This is a genomic window from Enterococcus saccharolyticus subsp. saccharolyticus (assembly GCF_029023825.1).
In the GTDB taxonomy this organism is placed as follows: domain Bacteria; phylum Bacillota; class Bacilli; order Lactobacillales; family Enterococcaceae; genus Enterococcus_F; species Enterococcus_F saccharolyticus.
Genome location: NZ_CP118957.1, coordinates 1,467,928 through 1,491,582, shown reverse-complemented (window position 1 = coordinate 1,491,582; position 23,655 = coordinate 1,467,928). Strand labels below are relative to the sequence as shown.

The following is a 23,655-nucleotide window of genomic DNA, read 5'->3' as shown; positions in this document are numbered from 1 at the left end:
AATAGTTATTCTATGGTAGACTTTGAAAGAAATAAAAATTCAAGGAGATGTCTATTTGATTTTAGATATTTTAAGCTTATTTATTACGGTCTTAGCGTCTATTTATTTAGCTTTATTAGTCTCAGTGTTGTTATTGATGCTCTTTTTTCATATGAAACGAATTATACAGCACATGGATGAAGGGAAATGGATTGCGTATTTTAACACGATTAAAGCAAAAGGATTAATGATGCGAATGATGGTTTCTTTTTTCGTTTCGTTAGTTCTAATTGCGGTATTTAATACGTATGTTCTCTGGCAGGGAAATATGATGTATGGCGGTTTATTAGTAGCTTGTGGTGTTTTCCATATTTTATTTAAGTTATACACAAAAAAAGCAGCGTATGCCGAAAAAATAAAAAATCAGTTTCCTAAATAAAATGCGAAGGTAAACGATGTTACGTGCAATGCAACCAACAAATTGATTCGCATTGCATCAAATAAATGAAACAGAAAGCAGCTATCAATTAAAGAAACAACAAAAAAATTTGTTTAAATGTTAATCAAAAGCTTAGACAGCAGAGAAAAGTTGTCTAAGCTTTTTGTTAATGTAAGTCAAATAATTTTCGAAATACCATAATGCCACACCATAAGAGCACACCAACAAGTACGAAAAGTAACAGAACAATAAACATATCTACAAACGTATCCCTCTTAAACCAATCACTCCATAATAAAAGGGGATAGACTGTGAGTAACATAACGAAAAAATGTACAAGGGTTTGTTTAGCAAGTGTCCACGAATTGCGTTGATAAATGACAGTTGCAGCACCAACAAACCGACAAATTACAGCGACAACAAATGTACTTTTAGCTTCATAGAATTTTCCTTGCATTTGCAATATCAGAGCTATCGAGGACATAATGACAAAGGGAATACCACCACAATAAGAAAACAAAATGAAGATAGATAATAAAGAGAAGAAATCTTTTAACTTTGGAGGGTTATTTTTTGACCTTTACTGACCATAGTCGTATAATAGTTCTTGTAAGGCGATAGGCCTTAGTCAAATGATGGGAGGAAATAATATGAATATAGAAAAAATGACGACGACACTTCAAGGCGCAATTGCAGAAGCACAACAAATCGCTGTGACGCGTCACCATCAAGAAATCGATATTGCCCATTTATGGAAAATCTTTTTACAACCAAATCATTTTGCCAGAAATTTTTACACAGATGCAGGAATTGACGTCGATGCTTTTGAAACAGAAGTTGATCGTGCCTTAGATGAATACCCAAGTATTGAAGGCGGAAATGTTCAATATGGACAAAGTATGAGTCAAAATTTGTATCACTTATTAAATGAAGCGGATAAATTAAGAGAGTCTTTTCAAGATGAATTTTTATCAACAGAAATCGTTTTGCTGGCTTTAATGAAATTAAAAAATTATCGACTAACCAAGTATTTAACAAAACAAGGGATTAACGAAAAAGAATTACGTAAAAGCATAGAAGAGATGAGAGGAGGAGATCGAGTGACCTCACAAAACCAAGAAGAACAATACAAAGCATTAGAAAAATACGGTGTTGATTTAGTTCAACAAGTGAAAAATGGAAAAATGGATCCGATTATTGGTCGTGATGAAGAAATTCGCGATGTGATTCGTATTTTATCTCGTAAAACAAAAAATAACCCTGTCTTAATTGGTGAACCTGGTGTTGGTAAAACAGCAATTGTCGAAGGATTAGCCCAACGTATCGTTCGTAAAGATGTTCCCGAAAATTTAAAAGACAAAACAATCTTTTCGTTAGATATGGGTGCATTAATTGCGGGAGCAAAATTCCGTGGTGAGTTTGAAGAGCGTTTAAAAGCGGTTTTACAAGAAGTGAAAAAATCAGATGGACGTATTATCTTATTTATCGATGAAATTCATAATATCGTGGGTGCTGGTAAAACAGAAGGTAGTATGGATGCTGGAAACTTATTAAAACCAATGTTAGCACGTGGGGAATTGCATACCATTGGTGCAACGACATTAGATGAGTATCGTCAATACATGGAAAAAGATAAAGCGTTAGAACGTCGTTTCCAAAAGGTACTAGTCAAAGAACCAACCGTTGAAGACACAATTTCTATTTTACGTGGCTTGAAGGAACGTTTTGAAATCCATCATAGCGTAAATATCCATGATAATGCGTTAGTAGCTGCAGCAACCTTGTCTGATCGTTACATTACAGACCGTTTCTTACCTGATAAAGCGATTGACTTAGTCGATGAAGCGTGTGCGACCATTCGTGTTGAAATGAATTCTATGCCAACTGAATTAGACCAAGTGACTCGTCGTTTAATGCAATTGGAAATTGAAGAAGCTGCACTAAAAAAAGAAACTGATGACGCATCGAAAAAACGTTTAGCCTCTCTTCAAGAAGAATTAGCTGAATTACGTGAAGAAGCAAATGCGATGAAGATGCAATGGGAAACTGAAAAAGAAGAAGTGAACGAGATTTCGAACAAACGTGCCGAAATCGATCGTGCCAAACATGAATTAGAAGATGCAGAAAACAATTATGACTTAGAACGTGCAGCAGTCTTACGTCATGGTACAATTCCACAACTAGAACGTGAATTAAAAGCATTGGAAAATAAAGATACGCACGATCATTTACGGATGGTTCAAGAATCAGTGACTGAAAATGAAATTGCAACGGTTGTCGGACGTTTAACAGGAATTCCTGTAACAAAATTAGTCGAAGGCGAACGCGAAAAATTAATGAAATTAAATGAGACCCTTCATAAACGTGTCATTGGTCAAGAAGAAGCGGTGAATGCTGTGAGTGATGCGGTTATTCGTTCACGCGCTGGTTTACAAGATCCAAATCGTCCGTTAGGTTCTTTCTTATTCTTAGGACCAACTGGAGTAGGTAAAACAGAATTAGCCAAAGCGTTAGCGGAAAACTTGTTTGATTCTGAAGATCATATGGTTCGAATTGATATGAGTGAATACATGGAGAAACATTCTGTGTCGCGTTTAGTTGGGGCACCTCCAGGATATGTTGGTTTTGAGGAAGGTGGACAACTAACCGAAGCTGTTCGTAGGAATCCATATACGATTATCTTATTGGATGAAATTGAAAAAGCCCATCCAGATGTCTTCAATATTTTGTTACAAGTATTAGATGATGGTCGTTTAACTGATTCAAAAGGCCGCGTTGTCGACTTTAAAAATACAGTCTTAATTATGACAAGTAATATTGGGTCACAATTGTTATTAGAAGGTGTTACTGCAGAGGGGACAATTCCAGAATCAGTGGAAGAACAAGTGATGACGATTCTAAAAGGGCATTTCAAACCAGAGTTCTTGAACCGTATTGATGATACGATTCTATTTACACCATTAAGTTTAGACAATGTGAAAGGCATCGTTGATAAGATTGTGGCACAATTAGCAAGTCGTTTAGTCGCTCAAGAAATTTATTTGAGCATTGCTGACGATGCCAAATCTTGGATTGCGGAACAAGCGTATGAACCAGCCTATGGTGCACGTCCATTACGTCGTTTCATTACCCGTGAAGTCGAAACGCCATTGGCAAAAGAAATTGTTTCCGGTCGTGTATTACCAAAAACGAATGTCACAATTAGTTTACTAAATGATCAATTGGTCTTTCAAAATGAACCAATAGAAGAATAAAAAATAGACTTGAATTCCTATCTAGGCGTTCAAGTCTGTTTTTTTACGAACGATAAAGGAATGAGAAGGAAACGATGAGTATAAGATTAGGTTTTTGGATGTTGTCTTAGTAATTATATCGCCTTCTTTCAAGATGAATACAACCGTGGTATTTTTTGGCGGACGATTCGTGTATCGGGAATTGTCACCGTCATTTCGTTAATTCTAGGTATCCCGACTGCGTATTTTATTGCTGGTTTACAGAAAAAATGGCGAGGAATTTTAATGGCGATGACGTTATTTCTCTTATTAACCAACTCTGTCATTCGTAGTTTTTCTTGGATTAATATTTTAGGAAAAAATGGCGTGATTAATAATTTTTTAGTTTCATTAGGAATTATTGAACAGCCGTTAAGCTTACTTTATACCGAATTTTCCATTATTATTGGTTCCGTTTATTTATTCTTACCAACGATGATTATGACACTGGTGGGTGTGATGGAAAATATCGAAGGTGAGATGTTAGAAGCTGCGGAAACGTTAGGTGCGTCCCCGTTTATTGCCTTTGTCAAAATTGTGTTGCCACTATCCGTTCCCGGTGCGATTGTTGGGAGTATTTTAGTGTTTACTGGAACATTAACAGCGTATACAACACCGCAATTACTGGGGGGAATCAAAAAATGCTGTTAGCAACCTTCCTTTATCAAAAAGCGTCTAGACTAGGTGATTGGAATGCCGTTGCCATTATTGCGTTGATTGTGACTACTTTAATTGTGATGAAAGGCTTAAATATTATTGCAAGTCGAATGGATAGGAGAGAAATGAACCATGCGTAAACAAAAAGGAATGACGATTATTGCGATTTTAGTATTTGCCTTTTTATTTTTACCCTTGCTATTAATTTTCATTACATCATTTGGAACAGCTGCTGCGATTCAATTTCCCTAGATTGGTATGGGAATGCGTTGCGTTCAGAAACAATGTTAGAAAGCTTTAAAATAAGCTTAATCATCGGTTTACTTGCAACAGTTTTAGCTTTATTAGTAGGCGTTCCTGCTTCATATGCGTTAGCAAGATACTCTGTCAAAGGGAAAAACTTAATTAAAAGTTTCTTCTTATCGCCAACTGTGATTCCAGGAATTGTTGTCGGTTATACACTTTTTCAATTTATTGTTGTTGCACTAGGGTTACCGGTATTCCAAGGGTTATTAATTGGTCACTTTTTAATTAGTTTACCGTATATTATTCGTGTGGTTGGTTCTAGTATGGATCAATTGGATTATTCGATTGAAGAAGTTGCTTGGACGTTAGGTTGCACACGTTTCAGAGCATTCATGCAAATTGTATTACCCAATGTTTCTTCAGGGATTTTTGCAGCGTTTATGTTGGCGTTTGTTAACTCATTTAACAATGTTCCGGTATCGATGTTCTTATCCGGTCCTGGTGTGACGATGCTACCGACCTCTTTATTAAGTTACATGGAATACAACTATGACCCAACCGTTTCTGCAATTTCAGTGATGTTGATGTTATTGACGATTGGCTTGATGTATCTAATTGAAAAAACGCTAGGCTTAGCGTCTATTGCGTAAAGGAGAAAAAACTGTGTCATTTGTTGAACTAAAGAATATCCGTGTTAGTTATGACGGAAAACAAAATATTTTAGAAGAAATGAATATTTCAATGGAAAAAGGTGAACTTGTTTCTTTATTAGGTCCAAGTGGTTGTGGGAAAACGACGACATTACGTGTGATTGCTGGTTTAATCAAACCAAACGATGGGGAGTTTATTTTGGATAACGACAATCTAACAAAAGTTCCTGTCCACAAACGTAATTTTGGGATGGTCTTTCAAAGTTATGCCTTATTTCCCCATTTAACAATTGCGGAAAATGTTGGTTTTGGTTTAAAACTGCGAAAAGAAAAGAATGAAGTCATCGAAAAACGTGTAGCAGAAATGTTAGCGATTTGTGGTTTAGAAAATTTAGGCGACCGTTATCCAAAGCAATTATCTGGTGGACAACGACAACGTGTGGCACTAGCACGGGCATTGATTATTGAACCTAAATTATTGCTGCTAGACGAGCCGTTATCAAACTTAGATGGTAGCGATGCGAATTGAAATTAAACGTATCCAACAACAGCTAGGAATTACAACTGTCTTTGTTACGTACGATCAAGAAGAATGTTTCTCGATTTCTGATAAAGTTGCGATTATGAATAATGGTGTCATTGAACAATACGATACTCCAGAAAATATTTACCGTTTACCAAAAACAAAATTTGTGGCACAATTTATTGGTTTTGAAAATTTCTTTGATGTGACAAAAACAGCTACAGGCTATCAAACGGCCAATCAAATAACACTTTCATCAACGCTTTCAACGGCATCAGCTGAACAGGCAGTTGCAACCATTCGTCCAGAAGATATTCAAATTGTCCAAGATGGTGCAGTAAAAGGAACCGTTGTCGTTCGTACGTTTTTAGGAAAAAGCCACCAATATGAAGTCACAACGGAATTAGGAACATTGTTAGTCAACGGTAGTGATCAACAAGTTTACCAAACTGGTGAAGAAATCCAATTACACTTCCCAGCTGAAAAATTAGTCATTTTAGAAAGGTGAGAACACAATGAAAAAGTATATGGTCGGTTTATTATTGGTGTCGGGATTTATTTTAGGAGCATGTGGTAATAGTGAAGACGCGAAAACACAAGAATCAAAAAGTAGCGGAAATGAAAGTTCAGGAAGCAACGCTTTAGTGGTATCAACATTTTTCCTTTAGAACAAGTCATGACGAAAGAATTAGCACAAGCTTCGGTGCAATATGCGGTGGCGGAAATGCTGCTAAGTGGTGTGACTAGTTTTTGTGATATGTATTATTTTGAAGATGCAATTGCAGAAGTTGTAGCACAAATGGGGGCACGCGCCATTCTTGGTGAAACGATTATTGATATGCCCACGTGTGATTTTGCGACTCCAAAAGCGGCTTTGGCTTGGTGTGAATCATTTATTGAAAAATGGCACAACCATTCGTTAATTACCCCAGCGATTGCGCCTCATGCCACAAATACCAATACGCCAGAAGACTTGGCACAGATTGTGGTGTTAGCAAAACGTTATGCCATTCCAATTACCATGCATGTCGCAGAAATGACATACGAGATGGAGGAGTTTGCCCAACGTTACCAACAAACACCAATAGCTTTTCTAAATGATTTAGGTTATTTCGAACAATAATTTATTATGGCGCATGCTATTTTTACTGAACCGAGTGATTTGGAACTATTGCAAAGTAAAGCTCATTTAGTGAAAGTCGCGCATTGTATTGGTGCTAATACGAAATCTGCCAAAGGTGTCGCACCAGTCAAAGAAATGTTGGCTCATCAATGGCAAGTAGGGTTAGGAACTGATGGACCAAGTAGTGGCAATACATTGGATTTATTTACTCAAATGCGGATGTTTGCTAATTTTCACAAAACATATGAACACGATCGGGGACTATTTCCGGCAAAAGAAATTGTCGCATTAGCAACTAAAAGGGGCGCGAAAGTGCTAGGCGGAACCATTGAAATCGGCAAAAAAGCGGATATAACACTTATTGAAACAGACTCAGTAAATATGTTTTTGATTTTTGATGCGTATTCTGCTCTGGTCTATTCTGCGAATGCTAGCAATGTTTCTGATGTTTGGGTCAATGGTCGTCAATTAGTAGCCAACAAACAGTTAGTCGCGCAGTCAGTCACGACATTACGAGAAAATCTTGCCCAGCAAATGACTGAATTTGTTGAAGAAGCGAAAAAACGCTCAGAAGAAGTAATTTAGCACAATCGTGTAATCTAAGTAAAAACAAGACAAAAATATCCGAACTATAGAGAGCGTAACACCGCTCATTTTATATAGTTCGGATATTTTCTTCTTAAGAAATAGATGTCACAGACTTGTTTCTTTCATAGAATCGTCTAACCAGTTGGTCACAATAATTTTTAAAATAGCCGCAATCGGTACGGCTAAAAACATACCAAGAATACCGAGATAGGCGCCGCCAATAGTTATGGAAATAATAATAATAATAGGATTTAAGTTTAACGCGCCACTCATAATACGTGGTCCAATGATATTTCCATCAATTTGTTGCAAGACAATCAACGCAAATAAGACAGAAACCGCATGACTTAATCCACCTGTAAAGAACGTAATCACAGCTGTGACAACCGAGGCAAAAATAGAACCAAAATAAGGAATCATATTACAAATACCTAGTAATAATCCTAAGGTAATGGCAAATTTTACATTCATCAATAAGAGTAAGATCGAAGCAGAAACACCAACAATGCACGCATCAATAAATTGCGAGCTAATAAATTTATAAAAAATTTGATTGGTGGTTTGAATCCAATGTCTACTGCTGTTAAACACAGATTCAGACATAACTTTACGTGAGGCTTGCGCAATGAAAGTCAAAATAGAATCTTTAAACAACAAGGTATAAATGGAGATAATCACCGATAAGAAGAAGTTAATAACGAATGAAGACACGCCTTTGGTGAAAGCGCCCAATGAGGTTAATGCTTGTGTCCATTGTAATAATAATTTATCAGGAGAATAATCTGCTGTTAAATTGGTGAGTAATTCTTCTAAACGAATAAATTCAATGACGCCTTGGTCCTCTAAATTAGTTGCTAAATCAATTAAATAGTTATAGAACGTGGGCAATAGTGTTAATAAATCAATCACGTTATTGATAATTAGTGGTACGAGATAATTTAAGGCAATAAATATCAAATAGAAGGCACAGAGATATAAAATTAAGACACTCAGTCCACGACTTCTCTTTTTTATAAAGGGGGTACCAAATTTTTGACACAAATTTTCGATTCTTTTTTGTGCCCCATTTAGGAGATAGGCAAGAATAAATCCCATGATAAATGGCGACAATACATGGAGGAAATTCTGTAAAGAATTCACAGCAATTTGATAATTGGAGATGAATTTATAACCCAAAATAACCGCCATCAGAAATAGAAAACGAATAATCCAATAGTTCCAATCAATTTTGATTTTTCTCAATCAGTGACACCTCAACTTCATTGTTCATTTCTTCTTATTTTAACATAAATGTTGCATGAAAGAGGGAAAACATTTTAATTTGAAGAATCTAATAAAGAGAGCTCATGATTTCTGAGTAATAAGATAGCAACAGTCAATCGCATACGGACTTCGGGATCTTCTAAAGAAACACCTAAAATTTGCTCTATTTTTTTCAAACGATAAATTACCGTGTTCCGATGTAAAAAGAGTGAACTAGCAACTTTATTAATCGCTCGTGAATGATAGAAATACTGATACAAGGTTTCAATTAACTCAGTTTTTTCGACAGAATTTTCTAATTGAAGTAACGCCAGTAAATTATCTTCTATATAACTTGCTTGTTCGCTAGCTGGAATTAATTGCAGTAATTCAGAAATTACTTTAGGACGATATTCAATCAGCGTTAATTCAGGATGATTTGTCAGTAAGGTCAATGCTTCGCTAGCTTCTTTCACCAAGATGTGGGTTTGCGTTAAAGGTAAGTCACTGTGGGAATAGCCAATTACAAAAGTATAAGGAGTCGGAATTTGTTCAGCCAAAAATACTTGTAATTGATGCAATCGCTCACGCGTCATATCGGGTGCAGGAATGAGAAAAACCAATTCTTCTCCATTAATTACTAATTGATAGTCTAATTGTTCTTCATCTAAAAACCATTTTAAATAATCATGAACTTTGCGAACCATTTTATAACTAATTAGCTGCATGGTAGACGGTTGATGAATCGAAAGGATGGCACATTTGTGAGAAGTGAGTGTATCAATTTCTTGTAAACGCAATTGTTCAGCTAAAACAGAGGCATCAATTTTTTTAGAAATAATTGATGCAAATAAATCATTTTTAATTTGTCGTTGGGCTTCTTCGTTAATTAATGTGCGTAGAGTAGAGAAACCCAGCAAGTTGACAATTTGTTGTAATAAGAGTGTGGCTTCTTTATTCCCTTGCTCATAATCTAAGATACCCAAAAATAAGCTATCGGATTGAAAATCAGTATTAATCGGCAATATAGCCACAGTATGATTTTCATACATGCCAATTAAGGGTTCGGATAAATCTAATAATTTTTGTGTGAATGACGTTTTTAACGTTTGTCCAATTTGTTGGGCATGAACATGGATATTTTTACTTGTATAGGTCACGACATAATGCGAATTAATCAAAAAAAGTTCTTTATTGATAATCGTAGCAATTTTTTCTAAGAACAGACTCGTGTGACCTTCTTCTAAAATAAAAGTTGATAACTTATTGGTGTGTTCGATAATGCGTGTCAGTGCGTTTGATTGTGATTCTAATAAGCGATGCAACAAATCACGCACAACAACAGATAAACCAACATCTTTTGGGAGCAATAGTACGGGAAATTGTAATTCATCAGCAATCGCTAATACTTCTTGTGGAATTTGCTTGAAGTAGCGTTGATCTTTAATACCGATAGCTGCACATTTTCGCTGGTGCATCTCTTGAATTAAACTCGTTAGTGCAGGAATATCTTGATAGAAATGAAAACCTGTTGTTACCAATAGTTGTCCTTCTACTAAGAAGTCGATAATGTCAGGGGCTTCCATCATTCCGACAGTCGTCACTTCTCTAGAAAGGTCTGCTTGTTGGTTAGCAATTTGAATATAATGGGTTTCATCTGCATTTAATAAGGCGTGAAGTTGCATAAGGACTCCTTTTTTTGTACATTGCGCACGAAAAAAATAAATTTTTGGTATATCAGCACAATGTCTTATTGTTTGTATAGAGTTATACTATACAATATACAAAATGGCAAGTCAGATTTGATTTAACGCAATTCATGGACTATTGAAGTAAATATTGTTTAACAGCGCAGTTTGAACGGCAGCACTAGACCAAATAGTCAGAAACAAAAAGAGGTATCTTTTGTTTTTCTTTCTTGTCTGGATAAAATGTAATAATTGTGAGAAATAAACAAATAAGGCAAAGAAAAAGCACGTTTAATTAAAAAGAAATCCTTTGTTGGTTTTTAGTTAAAATAGACAAATAAAGAATTATTCTCATACTTGATGACTAATTCTTTATAAAGAAATTTTAGTTATAATATTCTTAATAAAAAATAGGAGTGTGGGGTTATGAAGGGATTATCATTTATAACGAAATCGACAACGACGCAAATGGTTATTGCATTAGTTGGCGGCATGGTTTTTGGAACGGTTGTCGGCGAATGGGCAGGCAATTTGAAATTTATTGGAGATATTTTTATTCGTTTGATTCAAATGTCGATTGTTGTTTTAGTGATGGCATCAGTCATTTCTGCGATTGGTGAAATGGCACGACAAAAAGAAGACAACACATTTGGCGTGAAAATGGGGTTGAATACGTTCAAATGGATTCTATTTTTCACAGTAATTGCTTCAACACTGGGGTTCTTGTTAGCCACCATCATTCAACCTGGGAAAGGCATGATGACTGCTGAAAATCTGACTGTTGAAGTTCCTGAAGCATTAGGGTTTCAAGAGACTGTGACAAATTTTGTTTCAACAAATATCTTTCAATCTATGGCATCTGCAGATATGATTCCAATTATTGTCTTTTCAGTTTTCTTTGGTGCAGGATTAAATATGCTCGTTAAAAAAACAGGCAACACATTGGTTTTAGACGGTGTGAAAGAAGTGCATACGATTATTTTAAATATTATTCAGTTAGCGATGAAAGTTGCGCCAATTGGGGTATTTTGTCTATTAGCTAACGTGGCAGGAACGACAGGCTTACAAATTATTTTCCCAATGATTAAATATTTAGGTATTTTGTTGATTGGTGTAGTATTGATGATGTTGATTATGGCAACAGTAGTCGCTATTCGCTGTCAGGTCAATCCAATGTTACTACCGAAAAAATTTGTGGATATGTCGATTGTGGCGTTAACAACAACAAGTTCGGCAATCACATTCCCAACAGCGTTAAAAGATTGTGTTGAAAAATTTGGCGTTCGTCGCGATGTTACGAATTTTACAATGAGTGTCGGAATGACTATGGGAAGTGCTGGAGCGGCGATGTGTTATGTGGTGATGATTTTGTTTATGCAACAAAGCGCAGGCATTGAACTACCACTAATGAAATTATTAATTGGTATTGGTTTGTCAATTATGTTGACGTTAGGAACGATTACCGTGCCAGGTAGTGCCGCCGTTGTTGCAACATTTTTAGCAACTTCTCTGGGATTACCATTAGAATCGATTGCGCTATTGATTGGTGTCGATTGGTTTGCGGGGATGTTCCGGACATTCTTAAATGTAAATAATGATGTATTTGTCTCATTATTAGTTGCGAATAGTGCGGATGCATTAGATAAAGATGTGTATAATAATAAAAAAACCGTATCGATTGGCAAAATAGAAGAATAAAAAGAAAGGCAATGAATAGTTAGCTGTTCATTGCCTTTCTTTTTAGCGGAAATACTCTGTATATTTTTTTAAAAGTAAGTAGTCTTTTTCTACAGTCGGATTAATAGTAACTTTGTCTCCAAAGAGGCTGCGTTTTGAATTCTCCATCACGCGATGATGAATATTATTATCAATCAAATATTCAATTTCATCCTCCCGAATGTCTGCACTATCATCAGCAATACGCATTTGGCTATAATTAAAGCGAAGGTGAGCAGCATCATTGACTACTTTTTTAAATTCAAGACGATCAACTTTCATTGCAGGTAAACCTCCTATTTTATTTATATACAATAGCGTATAATAGAGGATATTACAATAAATATCAGAATATTTTATACATTTTTAAGCTATAAAATATATAATGTGCTTTTTTTAAAAAGTGCGCCAAAATTAGCTTTAGGAGGAAGAGAATGTTTGAATATATGAATTCGATTACACTGCAAGCGACGTTTGTTGCAAAAGAAAGTGGGAATTTACCACCTTATCTTGGCTCAACAATCAGAGGGATATTTGGCCATACGTTGCATAGGATGGTTGACTTACAAACGTATAAAAAATATTTTAGTGATACTAAAACATCTGCAGGCTCAGTCAAACCTTTTGTCATCTATGTATCGACACAAGATAAAACAAGTTGGCATAAAGGCGACCAATGTGTGTTTGATCTAACATACTTTGGTATCAATGTTGAAGGCATAAGTTTAATTATTCATGCTATTCAGCAAATGAACTATACGGGATGGGGAGTACAAAAAATTTCTTTTGAGTTACTAAAAATTACCAATCCTGTCACTCAGAAATTGGTTTGGCGTGAAAATCAGTTGTGGCTTAAAAATGCTAGACCACAACCACTTATCTGCAATCAAGTCGACACTTCTTTTGTTTATATGGATTTTGTCACGCCACTACGATTAGAGAAAAGTCATGAATTAATTGAAGAGCCTTCTTTTACGGATATCATTCGGGCACTTGCACGGCGAATGAGTTTGATTTCGCAGGCTTATACAAAGCATCAAATGGAATGGAATCTTGAAACAATGTTAGCAGAAGTAGAAAAAGTGCAAATGGTTGATCATAATTGGCAAAGAGATAAATTTAGACGCTATTCAATGAATCAAAAAGACAATGAACTTCGTATGGATAATATTATCGGTTCCTTCAGTTTTAAAGGAGAAATTACCCCTTTTACCCCATTGTTAGAGGCAGGAAAACGTCTGCATATTGGTCGTGATTCGACCCATGGATTTGGTTATTATACCGTTGATTATAGTTGAGGTGATGAAGGGGGACAAAAGTTTAAAGAGAGCGATAGGTCATTTGGCTGTATCCAGCGCTCTCTTTCGTTAATAGTTTGAAAAAACTAGTTATCTACATACAGACTGAAACTATGGAACTCGTCATCTTTTTTATAAGCTTATCTAAATTAATGCTTTTTCAAACAGAGAGCACTATGACAAATACAAGTAAACTAAAAGAAAAGAGGATTTCTCATAGCGATTCGTTTCTTACATGGCTTATTTTGTTTGATTTTCTTCCTCATGAATATCCTTCATTTTTCCAAAACTAATACCTGAAAATAGTTGACCAACAAAGTCGAAAATAATTGCAATCATTTTTCAGCAACTCCTTATCGTTTTTATTTTTATCATAACATGTTTTTCATCAGGTAACGTTTTTTTGTCTAAAACGTAGTATATTTATGACTGAACGTAGACTGGATTTACTCTGATAAGTCTTTAAAATAGTTTATTTGCCATTTTTGTGTGGCCGTTGCTGTTTTGTTTAAATGTAAACACCACGTCGGATACACACGCATCGCCATTCTTCCTTTAGCATTATTGGTAGATACGATTTTCTTTTCAATTGCAATCTCTTTGGGGAATAAAAAAAGACCTTTTCTATTTGAATCACAGACAATGATTGCTAATAATTCAGGAGAATTTGTATCAGAGAAGGGAATATTTTTGTTGACGTCGTTTTTTTCCCAAAACACTGTAAAATATCCTTCCTTTTTAGGTGTGCTTTTGGCGATACGTGTTCTTATTCTAGTTGAATCTTTTAATTGAATAATCATAGCTTCGTAGTCACTATTCCAATGCTCATGCTTTATGATTTCGAAAGGTCCCAATACATGATTTAGGATAGGGATTGATTTCATGGTTGTTTGCTCCTTTAAGTATTCGAAGTAGTATAGTTCTACAATAAGAGCATTTGTGCTTGCTGTAAAGCGAACAAAGGATAAAGTTCTAGAAAAAAGGAATTTATTGAATGCCGTATTTTAAAAATCCTAATTGTATTTCATCAGAAGTTTTCATTTCATTGAGTGTGTTTCTTAAAGCTTCTTCTTCAACTGTACGATTCTCAACAAGAATAAACTTAATGTCCATATTGTTTTCCTTAAGGATTATCATCTGTATAACAAGCACTTGTAATCCCTAACAATAGCCCACTAAAAATCCCTAGTAACAAATCTTGGTGATTCGTAAAGATAACCCCATGATTATTGAAAAAGAAGTAGATATATATAATCATACATGCTAGTAAAAAGACTGATGTACTGGCCATTAATATACGTTTAACAAGTTTTGTGACTTTTATTGATAAAAACAAAGGAATAAGATAACCCATAAAAAACATATAAGCTACTGGAAATAGAATATTAAAATATAGATATTGAAAGATTGGTTGGAATTCTCTAAGGTTATAATTAGTTATGAATACTTGAGCTAGGATAAAACTGCAACTTGAAATTAATGGATAAACTTGATAAAGTTTTATTTTTTTCATCTGCACTATACCTCACTTTTGATTTGTTTTTTCACAATGACTATATCATGAAAAAGAAGTTAGAAACCGTTTTCATCCTAAGCGTTGTGTTTTTATGCCTGAACGTCGTATTTTTTATAAATTGCTGATTTTAGCATATTAAAATAAAGAAAAAAGGGTTTAGCAATTTTGCTAAACCCTTGATATATCTACTTTGCATCATCATCCATCTTAAGAACTGCCATGAATGCGTCTTGTGGTACTTCGACTGAACCGATTTGTTTCATTCGTTTTTTACCTTCTTTTTGTTTCTCAAGTAATTTACGCTTACGAGAAACGTCACCACCGTAACATTTTGCCAAAACGTTTTTACGTAAGGCTTTGATGTCTGAACGAGCGACAATTTTTTGGCCGATTGCTGCTTGGACAGGGACTTCAAATTGTTGACGAGGGATTAATTTTTTCAATTTCTCAACGATGGCTTTTCCACGCTCGAATGCAAAATCGCGGTGAACGATAAAGCTTAATGCGTCGACTTTTTCGCTGTTTAACAAGATATCCATTTTCACAAGACGGCTGGTGCGATATCCGGACATTTCGTAATCCAATGACGCATAGCCTTTGGTACTTGATTTTAATTTATCAAAGAAATCAAAAACAATTTCTGATAGGGGGATTTCATAAACAACATTGACACGATAATCATCTAGATAATCCATTGTCACAAAATCGCCACGTTTACGTTGTGCAAGTTCCATTACAGCACCAACATAATCATTTGGTACCATAATTTGGGCTTTTACGTAAGGTTCTTCTACGCTATCAATGGTAACTGGTTCAGGGAACTCAGCAGGGTTATCGACAATTACTGTAGACCCATCTGTTTTGTTGACATGATAGATTACTGATGGTGCAGTTGTAATTAACTCTAAATTAAATTCACGTTCTAAACGTTCTTGGATAACGTCCATGTGCAGAAGACCTAAGAATCCACAACGGAAACCAAATCCAAGTGCTTGCGATGTTTCTGGTTCGAATTGCAAGGCGGCATCGTTTAATTGTAATTTTTCTAAGGCTTCACGTAAATCGTTGTAACGAGAAGTATCGATAGGGTACAATCCGCAATAAACCATAGGATTCATTTGACGATATCCTTCAAGTGCTTCAGTTGCTGGATTATTTGCTAACGTAATTGTATCACCCACACGTGTATCTTGAACGGTCTTAATTGCGGCGGTCACATAACCAACATCACCAACCATCAAGTAATCGCGTTGGATTGCTTTGGGTGAGAAGACACCAACTTCTGTAACATCGAAAGTTTTGCCGTTACTCATCATTTTAATTTTATCCCCTGGACGAATGACACCGTCCATGACACGGACATTTAAAACAACCCCACGATAAGCATCGTAAACCGAATCAAAGATTAAGGCTTTTAAAGGGGCATCTAAATCGCCTTGTGGTTGTGGAACGTATTCGACGATTTGTTCAAGAATATCTTCAATACCAATCCCTGCTTTAGCACTAGCTAAAACAGCCTCGCTAGCATCAATCCCAATCACATCTTCAATTTCTTTACGAACGCGTTCTGGATCAGCGGCAGGTAAGTCAATTTTGTTAATGACAGGTAGGATTTCTAAATCATTGTCTAAGGCTAAATAAACATTGGCAAGAGTCTGTGCTTCGATTCCTTGGGCAGCATCAACAACTAAAATTGCGCCTTCGCAGGCAGCTAAACTTCGTGATACTTCATAAGTGAAATCGACGTGTCCAGGAGTGTCAATTAGATGGAAGATGTAAGTTTCCCCATCTTGTGCAGTATAGTTTAATTCGACAGCATTTAATTTAATCGTAATGCCACGTTCTCGTTCTAAATCCATGGAATCAAGGAGTTGGGCTTGCATCTCACGAGAACTTACCGTATTTGTTTTTTCTAGAATACGGTCGGCTAAAGTCGATTTTCCGTGGTCAATATGCGCAATAATGGAAAAGTTACGGATCTTTTCCTGACGCTTTTTCATTTCTTCTAAATTATGCATGGATAAATTCCTCATTTCTTTTAGTCAGCTTTTATATTATACCAACGAAAGAAGTAGATTTAAAGAGTTTTGTTATAGCTTAAACAGACAAAATTTCTTTGAGTTTGTTATACTATAAAAAACAAGAGATGGAGTTGGAACTATGGATAAACCTTTCAATCATAATTTAACGATTCGCCCCGTTGAAGAAAAAGACGTGGCGCAATTTAATGAATTACTGAGTTATGTCTTTCAAGTGACAAAATCAGACATTGAAGAAAGTGGATTCGAGAACAAACGAGAAATGATTAAGTCAAAAAAACCAATTTTAGAGCTGTCAAAAGTTTTCGGATGGTTTAATAAGGAGCAACTAGTTTCCCAAATTGCCATTTATCCGTGTGAAGTCAATATTCATGGCACACTGTATAAAATGGGAGGTGTGACAGGAGTAGGAACATATCCCGAATATGCCGGGCATGGTTTGATGAATGAATTAATTCGTGTAGCTTTGGAAAATATGCGTGAGAGTCAACAATGGATTTCTTATTTGTATCCGTACAGTATTCCTTATTATCGACGTAAAGGTTGGGAAATCATGTCGGATAAATTAACCTTTAAAATTCGTGATACGCAATTACCCAAAAATGTAGATGTTCCTGGTATGGTAGAACGGCAAGAAGTGGATCATGAAGATGTGTACAAAGTGTACAATCAATTTGCCAAAGAAAATCATGGTGCATTACAACGGACTAAATTTAATTGGGAAGAATATTGGCGCTATGAAAATGAAGAGCAACGAACAGCAGCTATTTATTATGGGACAGATGGCGAACCAAAAGGTGTTTTATTTTATTGGATTGCGGAAGAAGTATTTCATATCAAAGAAATGTTTTATTTGAATCAAGAAGCCCGGAATGGTTTATGGAATTTTATTACTGCGCATTTTTCAATGGTTTATTGGATTCAAGGAAATATTTATAAAAATGAACCCCTCGCATTCTTATTAGAAGATGGACAAATCCGTGAAACAATTGAACCTTATTTTATGGCACGTATTGTGGATGTGGAAGAATTTTTAAAATCATTTCCGTTTAAGCCGTTTCGTAAAAATTTCCATTTTGTTGTGAGTGATCCTTTAGCCAAATGGAACAACGGTGTGTTTGGATTAATCTGGGAAGATGAACAATTGACCGTTACGCGAGAAGCAGTTGGACAGCCTGTATATTTAGATATTCAAACATTAACCTGTCTACTGATGAACTATCGTCGTGCAGCTTACTTAGCTCGTATAGAACGGATTGAGACTGATAAAGAAACCTTACGTACATTAGAACGAATTATCCCTGATATGGCAGCGTATTTCAGTGATGACTTTTAAAAAACTTTTTATTTTGGAGGAAAAAGGATGAATATTTATTTTGCAGCACCTATGTTTGCGAAAAGCGATTTAGTTTACAATTCTTACTTAGTTAAAATAATACGAGAAAAATACCCACAAGCAAGTATCTATTTGCCACAAGAAAATGAAGCAATTAATGATAAAACTGCGTATGCTGATAGCAAAATGATTGCATTGGCTGATACAGAGAAAGTAGTAGATAGTCAATTGATGATTGCCTTATTGGATGGGTTAATTATTGATGCGGGCGTTGCTTCAGAAATTGGTATTGCGTATGCGAAAAATATTCCTATCTTAGGATTATATACGGATACACGTCAACAAGGGGGCGAACACCCTCAAAAATTAGCAGCGCTACAAACGGTTGGTGAGAATCAGTTTCATTATTTAAATTTATACACTGTTGGATTGGTTAAACTCAATGGTGAGATCTATTCATCAGAAGAAGAACTTTTAAAAGGTTTAGCTACGTATATGGAAAGTGATAAGGTAGTACAATGGCATTTGAAACCAAACTGAGACGTAGTCTATTAGTTGTTGGTCTCCTTACTTTAGCATTTAACCTTGGTGAATTAGTGTTAGGTGCTGTGTCACCATTGGCAGCATTGGTGACGATTATGGAATGTTTAATGGGGATTGGATTGATTTATGGCCCACAGTTTTTAAAAAGATTTTTCAAAATTGCCTTTCCACCGTCAATCGTTTATTTTTATTGGTTCTTCTTATTAATTTCAGTATTTATTGGAACATGTTTGCATATGATGGACATCGTGCCGTTTTGGGATAAAATTTTGCATATGACAAGTCCAATGATTTTAACAGCAGTGGGGTATGGTATTTTATGTACTTTACTAGGAAGTTTAGATAATGAAGTGAGCGAAATTTCTCCGTGGGTCTTTTTATTGTTTGGCTTTTCTTTCGCAGGAGTGTGTGGTGTTTTTTGGGAATTCTGGGAATGGTCGTGGGACGCGGTTGGCAACATGAATCTACAACGCTATATGACTATTGATGGTGTAGAATTTGTTGGGCGTGCTGCTTTATCAGATACGATGGGGGATTTATTAATTAATACCATTGGTGCGGTCATTATGGGTGTCTTTTCTTGGAATCAACATCGTAAAAATGAAAAGTATTTTGAAGGGTATCAAATTCAAATAATCAAATAAAAAAGGTGACTAGTCTTTTAAAAGATTAGTCACCTTTTGTCTAGTGTAGGGTAAAAAGTGAACATTATGATTAGTGGGCATTTAAATTTATTTTCGTTACAATAAAACTAACACCAAAAAGGAGGAGACACCGTATGACAGAACCAGTTTTAAAAGACCCAAGAAAGATGTATCATTCAGGAAAATTTTCGAAACAGGATCAAGACACTCCAGCCTTAGAAGAAGAGATGGCGATTCAACCTGATTGTGGAGAAGAAAGTTATCAAGGAAATCATCGATTAGAAAATCGTCGTGTCTTAATTACAGGAGCCGATTCAGGAATTGGTCGAGCAGTTGCAATTGCGTTTGCTAGAGAAGGTGCCGATATTGCTTTGCATTTTTTACCAGGTGAGGAAAAAGACGCCAATGAAGTGGCGGATTATATCAAAAAAGCAGGTAGAAAAGTTAGCTTACTTCCCTATGATTTACGTGAAGATGATTCACCGCAAAAGATCATTAAACAAGCAGTAGAAGAATTAGGTGGTTTAGATACCTTAGTTTTAAATGCGGCACAACAATTTGCTCGTGAATCCATTAGTGAACTAGAGATTCAACAAGTCAGAGATACGTTTACAGTTAATATCATTTCCATGTTTGCTATAGTGAAAGAAGCGGAACCCCATTTACCAGCAGGTAGTGCGATTATTACGACGACTTCACTCCAAGCAACAGATCCAAGTGATAATTTATTAGATTATGCAGCAACAAAAGCTTCGATTAGCAATTTTACGGTTAATCTAGCGGCACAATTTGCTAAAAAAGGAATTCGTGTCAATGGCGTTGCGCCAGGTCCAATTTGGACACCATTACAATTAGATGAAGGGCAGTTGCCAGGTACTTTACCAGAATTTGGTCAAGATACGTTACTAGAACGTGCTGGACAACCTGTAGAATTAGCGCCTGTATATGTTTTTTTAGCTTCAAACGAAGCAAGTTATGTTACGGCACAAATTTATGGCGTCACTGGCGGCACGGCGATTAATTTATAAAAAAATGAACGAAGGTCTGAGTATTCAGACCTTCGTTTTATTTTGGTGGTTGATTGTTGTGTAAGCGTTGTTCAGCCATTGCTAATTTTACAATGGGGTCTTCTTCAATTGGTACTTTGTCTAAATGCTCATCGACTTGATCTTCTTCAGAAGGTGGTGTCTCTTCCTCTAAATTATACTCTTTTTCAAGCTCATCGATTGTTTCAAAGGGGTTATGCTCTTTACGTTCTTCTGCTAATGCTTTTAATTTATCTTCAGAGTTCGTCATTATCAATTCCTCCTTTTCTTTTATCATAACAAAATAGTCAGTAGATGACAAAAGAAAGGGTTTTCTTTTTATTTGAAATAGTTTTTATTTTTCAAGTAAATACCTGTGAAAATAGTTAGAATGACGGTTAATAACATAACGATACCAAATCCTAAGGAGGATTTTTCCCAAGGCAATCCACCAGTATTCATTCCCCAAATTCCTGCAATAACAGTGGGGATTGTTAGGACAAGAGCAGCTGATTCTAAATATTTCATCAAATGATTGAGGTTATTATCAATCATGCTTGCAAAAAGACTACCAATTGTATTGATTAAATCGTGATAGATTTCAACTAATTTTAATGCTTGTTTTTGGCGTAATTTTACGTCATGAATTAAGGCAGGATCATTCACTTTTTCAAGTAATGCTTCTTCTTCCCACAAACGATCAAGCATTTGATTTTGATCGGCAAGTGTGTGGTCAATAAATATAATGGCACGATCGACATCCGCTAGTTGAAATAGGCGTTTGCTATCAGTCGTTTGTCTAGCGGCAGCATCTAAGTCATCAATCTCGGTCTTTAATTCTTTCAATCCAGCGATAAAATGACGGTAACTAGTTAAAAGTGAGAGAAGTAAGACTTGTTCAAAAGAATAAAAATCGGTTTCTTTTTTTAACAAATGTTGAATAAATTGACTATTGTTACCAATGTAAGTAATTAAAAGATCATCTGATAAAATAAACGAAATCGGTTCAATGCGTTGTTCAATACTTTGTTGTTTCGAAGATAGATTCAACAAGACGACTGATATAGGATTGGATAACTTGGTATCTTTTAAATGTTCGATGCGAGACACTTCTCCTGAATCGTCAGCACCGATAAAGATATCGTCGGGTAATGAAAAATCGGTCAATAGTTTTTCAACCAATTCATGTTCTTCTTGATCAAGAACTAACCAATTATGTTGCTCTTTTGAGCCTTCTTGTAAACCATTGTCTTTATCAATCGTATAATAGGCTAACATCTACTCACCTCATTTAGTTATTTGTTATCATTAGCATACCATATTTTTTTAATTAGATAGGATGCATAGTCTTCAAATCTACGCTATACTAAGAAAACCGAGTGATGAGAGGATGATTTAATGAAAAAGGAACAGGAACCCTTTTTTTCAACCTATGAAATTGCTTATTTAGCAATGACTGTTGCAGCTTGTGTGGTTGGGAGAACCTTATTTCAATTTATTCCTAATATTCAACCAATGACAGCTATTTTTTTAATTTTAACGTATCAATTGGGCGTTACACGTGGCCTGATTGTCAACGTGTTAGCTTTGATCATCACGAATATGTATATGGGAATGGGGATTTGGACAGTTTCTCAAATTCTATCATTCAGTGTCGTTATTTTATGTATGGGTGTTTTGTGTCGCTGGGAAATGTTTCGTCAGCATCGTAGTTTGCAAGTTGCGTTTAGTGTAGTTGCTGGCTTTTTATATGGTTTTGTGATTGCTGGGATAGATGTTCAACTCTACGGTATGCCACAGTTTTGGCCATATTATTTGGCAGGACTTTATTTTGATTTCTTACATGGTGTAGGGAATGGTATTTTTTATTTGTTGTTAGCACCTGTTTTTCAGAAATTATTTGCGCAATTAAAAAGAAGGCTTGATTAGGCCTTCTTTTTTGTTGGATCGGTAAGAAATGTGATGGTTTCTTCTAGTTCTAGTAAAACATCTTCATCAGTTTCTTTTTCTTGCATCGCTTGTAAACGTTCGAGGTATTGTTCTGGATTTCGCTTTGTTAATTGGCCAATCGCCCAAACTGCTGTTCCACGAATAACGGGGCGTTGATCGTCTAAACATTTAGCGATATCAGGCAATGCTTCTCGGCCACCTAAGTTTGCTAGGGCAATTAAAGCATTCCGCTGTAGTGGTTTTTTGCCACGCCAAGACCCAGCTAAATGTCCAAATTGTGCTTTAAATTCCTTATTAGAAATGGAAAGCATCGGAACTAATTTGGGGAAGACTTCATCAGGTTTGGGTTCCATCTCTTGATGGAAATGGAAATCTTTGCCTTTGTTATACGGACAGACAAGTTGGCAAATGTCGCATCCATAGATGGTATTGCGGATTTTGCGACGATATTCTTTGGGCATCATTCCTTTGGTTTGTGTTTGATAAGACAGACATTTTTTCGCATTCATTCGGCCATCACCTAATAAAGCGCCTGTTGGACATCCGGTAATACAACGCGTACAATCACCACAACCATTTGGCACGGGTTTATCGGGTTCAAATTGAATATTGGTAATGATTTCTCCTAAATAAACAAAAGAACCATATTCTTCAGTAATCAATAACCCATTTTTTCCAATGAATCCCAATCCAGCGCGTTGGGCAACCGCAACATCCACCAATTCACCAGTATCGACTTGGGGCGCAAAACGCCATTGTTCCGCTTCTTGTTCAGAAGTTGCTTCCGTTTGAATAAAATCAATTAAACGCTCTAAACGGTCTTTTAAAATATTATGATAATCGATCCCCCAAGAAGCGCGTGCAAATTGCCCACGTTTTTCATCACGAGGAACTTCTTCATGAATGCGCGTTGGGTAAGCTAACGCGATCGCGATGATGCTTTTGGGATTCTCAAAGGTTTTTTCAGGATAAATTCGTTCGTCGATGACTTGGTGTTCAAAACCTGATGTATGTCCAGCTTCACGTTGTTCGATCAATGAGTCTTTCAAATAATCGAACGGCTCAGCTGTGGTAAAACCAATTTTATCAATGCCAATTTTTTTACTTTCAGCAATAATTTTTTCTTTTAAGGTTAACATCGAAAACACTCCATCTTGTTTAATTTCTTCACTAACTATATC

21 protein-coding genes and 4 pseudogenes are annotated in these 23,655 nt (G+C 35.8%); 14 read left to right on the top strand and 11 right to left on the bottom strand.

What is annotated here, in order from left to right:
* Positions 1-55 precede the first annotated feature (55 nt).
* On the top strand, positions 56-418 hold the full coding sequence (locus tag PYW32_RS07715) for a hypothetical protein (RefSeq protein WP_016174886.1): 363 nt from the start codon (positions 56-58) through the stop codon (positions 416-418).
* A gap of 166 nt (positions 419-584) precedes the next feature.
* On the opposite strand, the gene PYW32_RS07710 is transcribed toward PYW32_RS07715, so the two are convergent.
* Complete coding sequence (locus PYW32_RS07710; protein ID WP_275066183.1) at positions 585-938, bottom strand: DUF3021 family protein; 354 nt, start codon at positions 936-938, stop codon at positions 585-587.
* A gap of 130 nt (positions 939-1,068) precedes the next feature.
* On the opposite strand from PYW32_RS07710, the gene clpB reads away from it, so the two are divergent.
* The 6 genes and pseudogenes from clpB to PYW32_RS07680 all read left to right on the top strand — a co-directional run.
* A complete protein-coding gene (gene clpB / locus PYW32_RS07705) occupies positions 1,069-3,672 on the top strand; it encodes an ATP-dependent chaperone ClpB (protein WP_016174887.1) in 2,604 nt (867 codons plus the stop codon).
* 114 nt (positions 3,673-3,786) lie between these two features.
* A pseudogene (locus tag PYW32_RS07700) lies at positions 3,787-4,487 on the top strand (ABC transporter permease); the annotation flags it as partial.
* Positions 4,480-5,243: pseudogene (locus tag PYW32_RS07695) on the top strand (ABC transporter permease). The pseudogenes PYW32_RS07700 and PYW32_RS07695, both read left to right, overlap by 8 nt.
* A gap of 13 nt (positions 5,244-5,256) precedes the next feature.
* Positions 5,257-6,274 (top strand): annotated as a pseudogene (locus PYW32_RS07690) (ABC transporter ATP-binding protein).
* A 7-nt stretch (positions 6,275-6,281) separates the two neighbouring features.
* Entirely contained in the window at positions 6,282-6,434 is a 153-nt protein-coding gene (locus PYW32_RS07685) for a hypothetical protein (RefSeq protein ID WP_016174894.1), read from the top strand.
* A pseudogene (locus PYW32_RS07680) lies at positions 6,422-7,474 on the top strand (amidohydrolase); the annotation flags it as partial. The gene PYW32_RS07685 and the pseudogene PYW32_RS07680, both read left to right, overlap by 13 nt.
* A 108-nt stretch (positions 7,475-7,582) precedes the next feature.
* Here PYW32_RS07680 and PYW32_RS07675 read toward each other — a convergent pair.
* Positions 7,583-8,719, bottom strand: coding sequence for an AI-2E family transporter (locus PYW32_RS07675; RefSeq protein ID WP_016174897.1), 1,137 nt, complete (start codon positions 8,717-8,719; stop codon positions 7,583-7,585).
* A 74-nt stretch (positions 8,720-8,793) separates the two neighbouring features.
* On the bottom strand, positions 8,794-10,404 hold the full coding sequence (locus PYW32_RS07670) for a PucR family transcriptional regulator (protein WP_016174898.1): 1,611 nt from the start codon (positions 10,402-10,404) through the stop codon (positions 8,794-8,796).
* 429 nt (positions 10,405-10,833) lie between these two features.
* On the opposite strand from PYW32_RS07670, the gene PYW32_RS07665 reads away from it, so the two are divergent.
* Positions 10,834-12,105, top strand: coding sequence for a dicarboxylate/amino acid:cation symporter (locus PYW32_RS07665; RefSeq protein ID WP_016174899.1), 1,272 nt, complete (start codon positions 10,834-10,836; stop codon positions 12,103-12,105).
* Positions 12,106-12,147: 42 nt separating this feature from the next.
* On the opposite strand, the gene PYW32_RS07660 is transcribed toward PYW32_RS07665, so the two are convergent.
* Positions 12,148-12,405 carry a hypothetical protein gene (locus PYW32_RS07660; protein WP_016174900.1) on the bottom strand — a complete coding sequence of 86 codons (258 nt, stop codon included), beginning with the start codon at positions 12,403-12,405 and terminating at the stop codon, positions 12,148-12,150.
* Positions 12,406-12,557: 152 nt separating this feature from the next.
* Here PYW32_RS07660 and cas6 point away from each other — a divergent pair, with 152 nt between their 5' ends.
* Entirely contained in the window at positions 12,558-13,421 is an 864-nt protein-coding gene (gene cas6, locus PYW32_RS07655; RefSeq protein WP_016174901.1) for a CRISPR system precrRNA processing endoribonuclease RAMP protein Cas6, read from the top strand.
* A gap of 446 nt (positions 13,422-13,867) precedes the next feature.
* Here the strand turns inward: cas6 and PYW32_RS07650 are convergent, their stop codons facing one another.
* The 4 genes from PYW32_RS07650 to lepA form a co-directional block, all read right to left on the bottom strand.
* Positions 13,868-14,305, bottom strand: a complete 438-nt coding sequence (locus PYW32_RS07650; protein WP_016174903.1) for a MepB family protein — start codon at positions 14,303-14,305, stop codon at positions 13,868-13,870.
* 103 nt (positions 14,306-14,408) lie between these two features.
* On the bottom strand, positions 14,409-14,534 hold the full coding sequence (locus tag PYW32_RS07645) for a hypothetical protein (RefSeq protein WP_016174904.1): 126 nt from the start codon (positions 14,532-14,534) through the stop codon (positions 14,409-14,411).
* Between the two features lie 10 nt (positions 14,535-14,544).
* Positions 14,545-14,679, bottom strand: coding sequence for a hypothetical protein (locus tag PYW32_RS07640; protein ID WP_275066182.1), 135 nt, complete (start codon positions 14,677-14,679; stop codon positions 14,545-14,547).
* Positions 14,680-15,122: 443 nt separating this feature from the next.
* Positions 15,123-16,955, bottom strand: coding sequence for a translation elongation factor 4 (lepA, locus tag PYW32_RS07635; RefSeq protein WP_016174906.1), 1,833 nt, complete (start codon positions 16,953-16,955; stop codon positions 15,123-15,125).
* A 142-nt stretch (positions 16,956-17,097) separates the two neighbouring features.
* On the opposite strand from lepA, the gene PYW32_RS07630 reads away from it, so the two are divergent.
* The 4 genes from PYW32_RS07630 to PYW32_RS07615 all read left to right on the top strand — a co-directional run bounded on the left by PYW32_RS07630 (position 17,098) and on the right by PYW32_RS07615 (position 20,527).
* Complete coding sequence (locus PYW32_RS07630) at positions 17,098-18,312, top strand: GNAT family N-acetyltransferase (RefSeq protein WP_016174907.1); 1,215 nt, start codon at positions 17,098-17,100, stop codon at positions 18,310-18,312.
* Positions 18,313-18,339: 27 nt separating this feature from the next.
* Positions 18,340-18,852 (top strand): nucleoside 2-deoxyribosyltransferase, encoded by a 513-nt coding sequence (locus tag PYW32_RS07625; protein ID WP_016174908.1) that lies wholly within the window; start codon positions 18,340-18,342, stop codon positions 18,850-18,852.
* The gene (locus tag PYW32_RS07620; RefSeq protein ID WP_016174909.1) at positions 18,831-19,499 is read left to right on the top strand and encodes a DUF2238 domain-containing protein; all 669 of its coding nucleotides are present in this window, start codon (positions 18,831-18,833) and stop codon (positions 19,497-19,499) included. The genes PYW32_RS07625 and PYW32_RS07620 overlap by 22 nt, the downstream gene beginning before the upstream one ends.
* A gap of 134 nt (positions 19,500-19,633) precedes the next feature.
* Positions 19,634-20,527 (top strand): SDR family oxidoreductase, encoded by an 894-nt coding sequence (locus PYW32_RS07615; RefSeq protein WP_016174910.1) that lies wholly within the window; start codon positions 19,634-19,636, stop codon positions 20,525-20,527.
* 37 nt (positions 20,528-20,564) lie between these two features.
* Here the strand turns inward: PYW32_RS07615 and PYW32_RS07610 are convergent, their stop codons facing one another.
* Together PYW32_RS07610 and PYW32_RS07605 are read right to left on the bottom strand one after the other, a co-directional pair.
* Positions 20,565-20,795, bottom strand: coding sequence for a hypothetical protein (locus PYW32_RS07610; protein ID WP_016174911.1), 231 nt, complete (start codon positions 20,793-20,795; stop codon positions 20,565-20,567).
* A 68-nt stretch (positions 20,796-20,863) separates the two neighbouring features.
* Positions 20,864-21,802, bottom strand: a complete 939-nt coding sequence (locus PYW32_RS07605) for a magnesium transporter CorA family protein (protein WP_016174912.1) — start codon at positions 21,800-21,802, stop codon at positions 20,864-20,866.
* A 120-nt stretch (positions 21,803-21,922) separates the two neighbouring features.
* Between PYW32_RS07605 and PYW32_RS07600 the strand changes: the two genes are divergently transcribed.
* Positions 21,923-22,453, top strand: coding sequence for a hypothetical protein (locus PYW32_RS07600; protein ID WP_016174913.1), 531 nt, complete (start codon positions 21,923-21,925; stop codon positions 22,451-22,453).
* Here the strand turns inward: PYW32_RS07600 and queG are convergent.
* On the bottom strand, positions 22,450-23,613 hold the full coding sequence (gene queG / locus PYW32_RS07595) for a tRNA epoxyqueuosine(34) reductase QueG (RefSeq protein WP_016174914.1): 1,164 nt from the start codon (positions 23,611-23,613) through the stop codon (positions 22,450-22,452). The genes PYW32_RS07600 and queG overlap by 4 nt on opposite strands.
* Positions 23,614-23,655 lie beyond the last annotated feature (42 nt).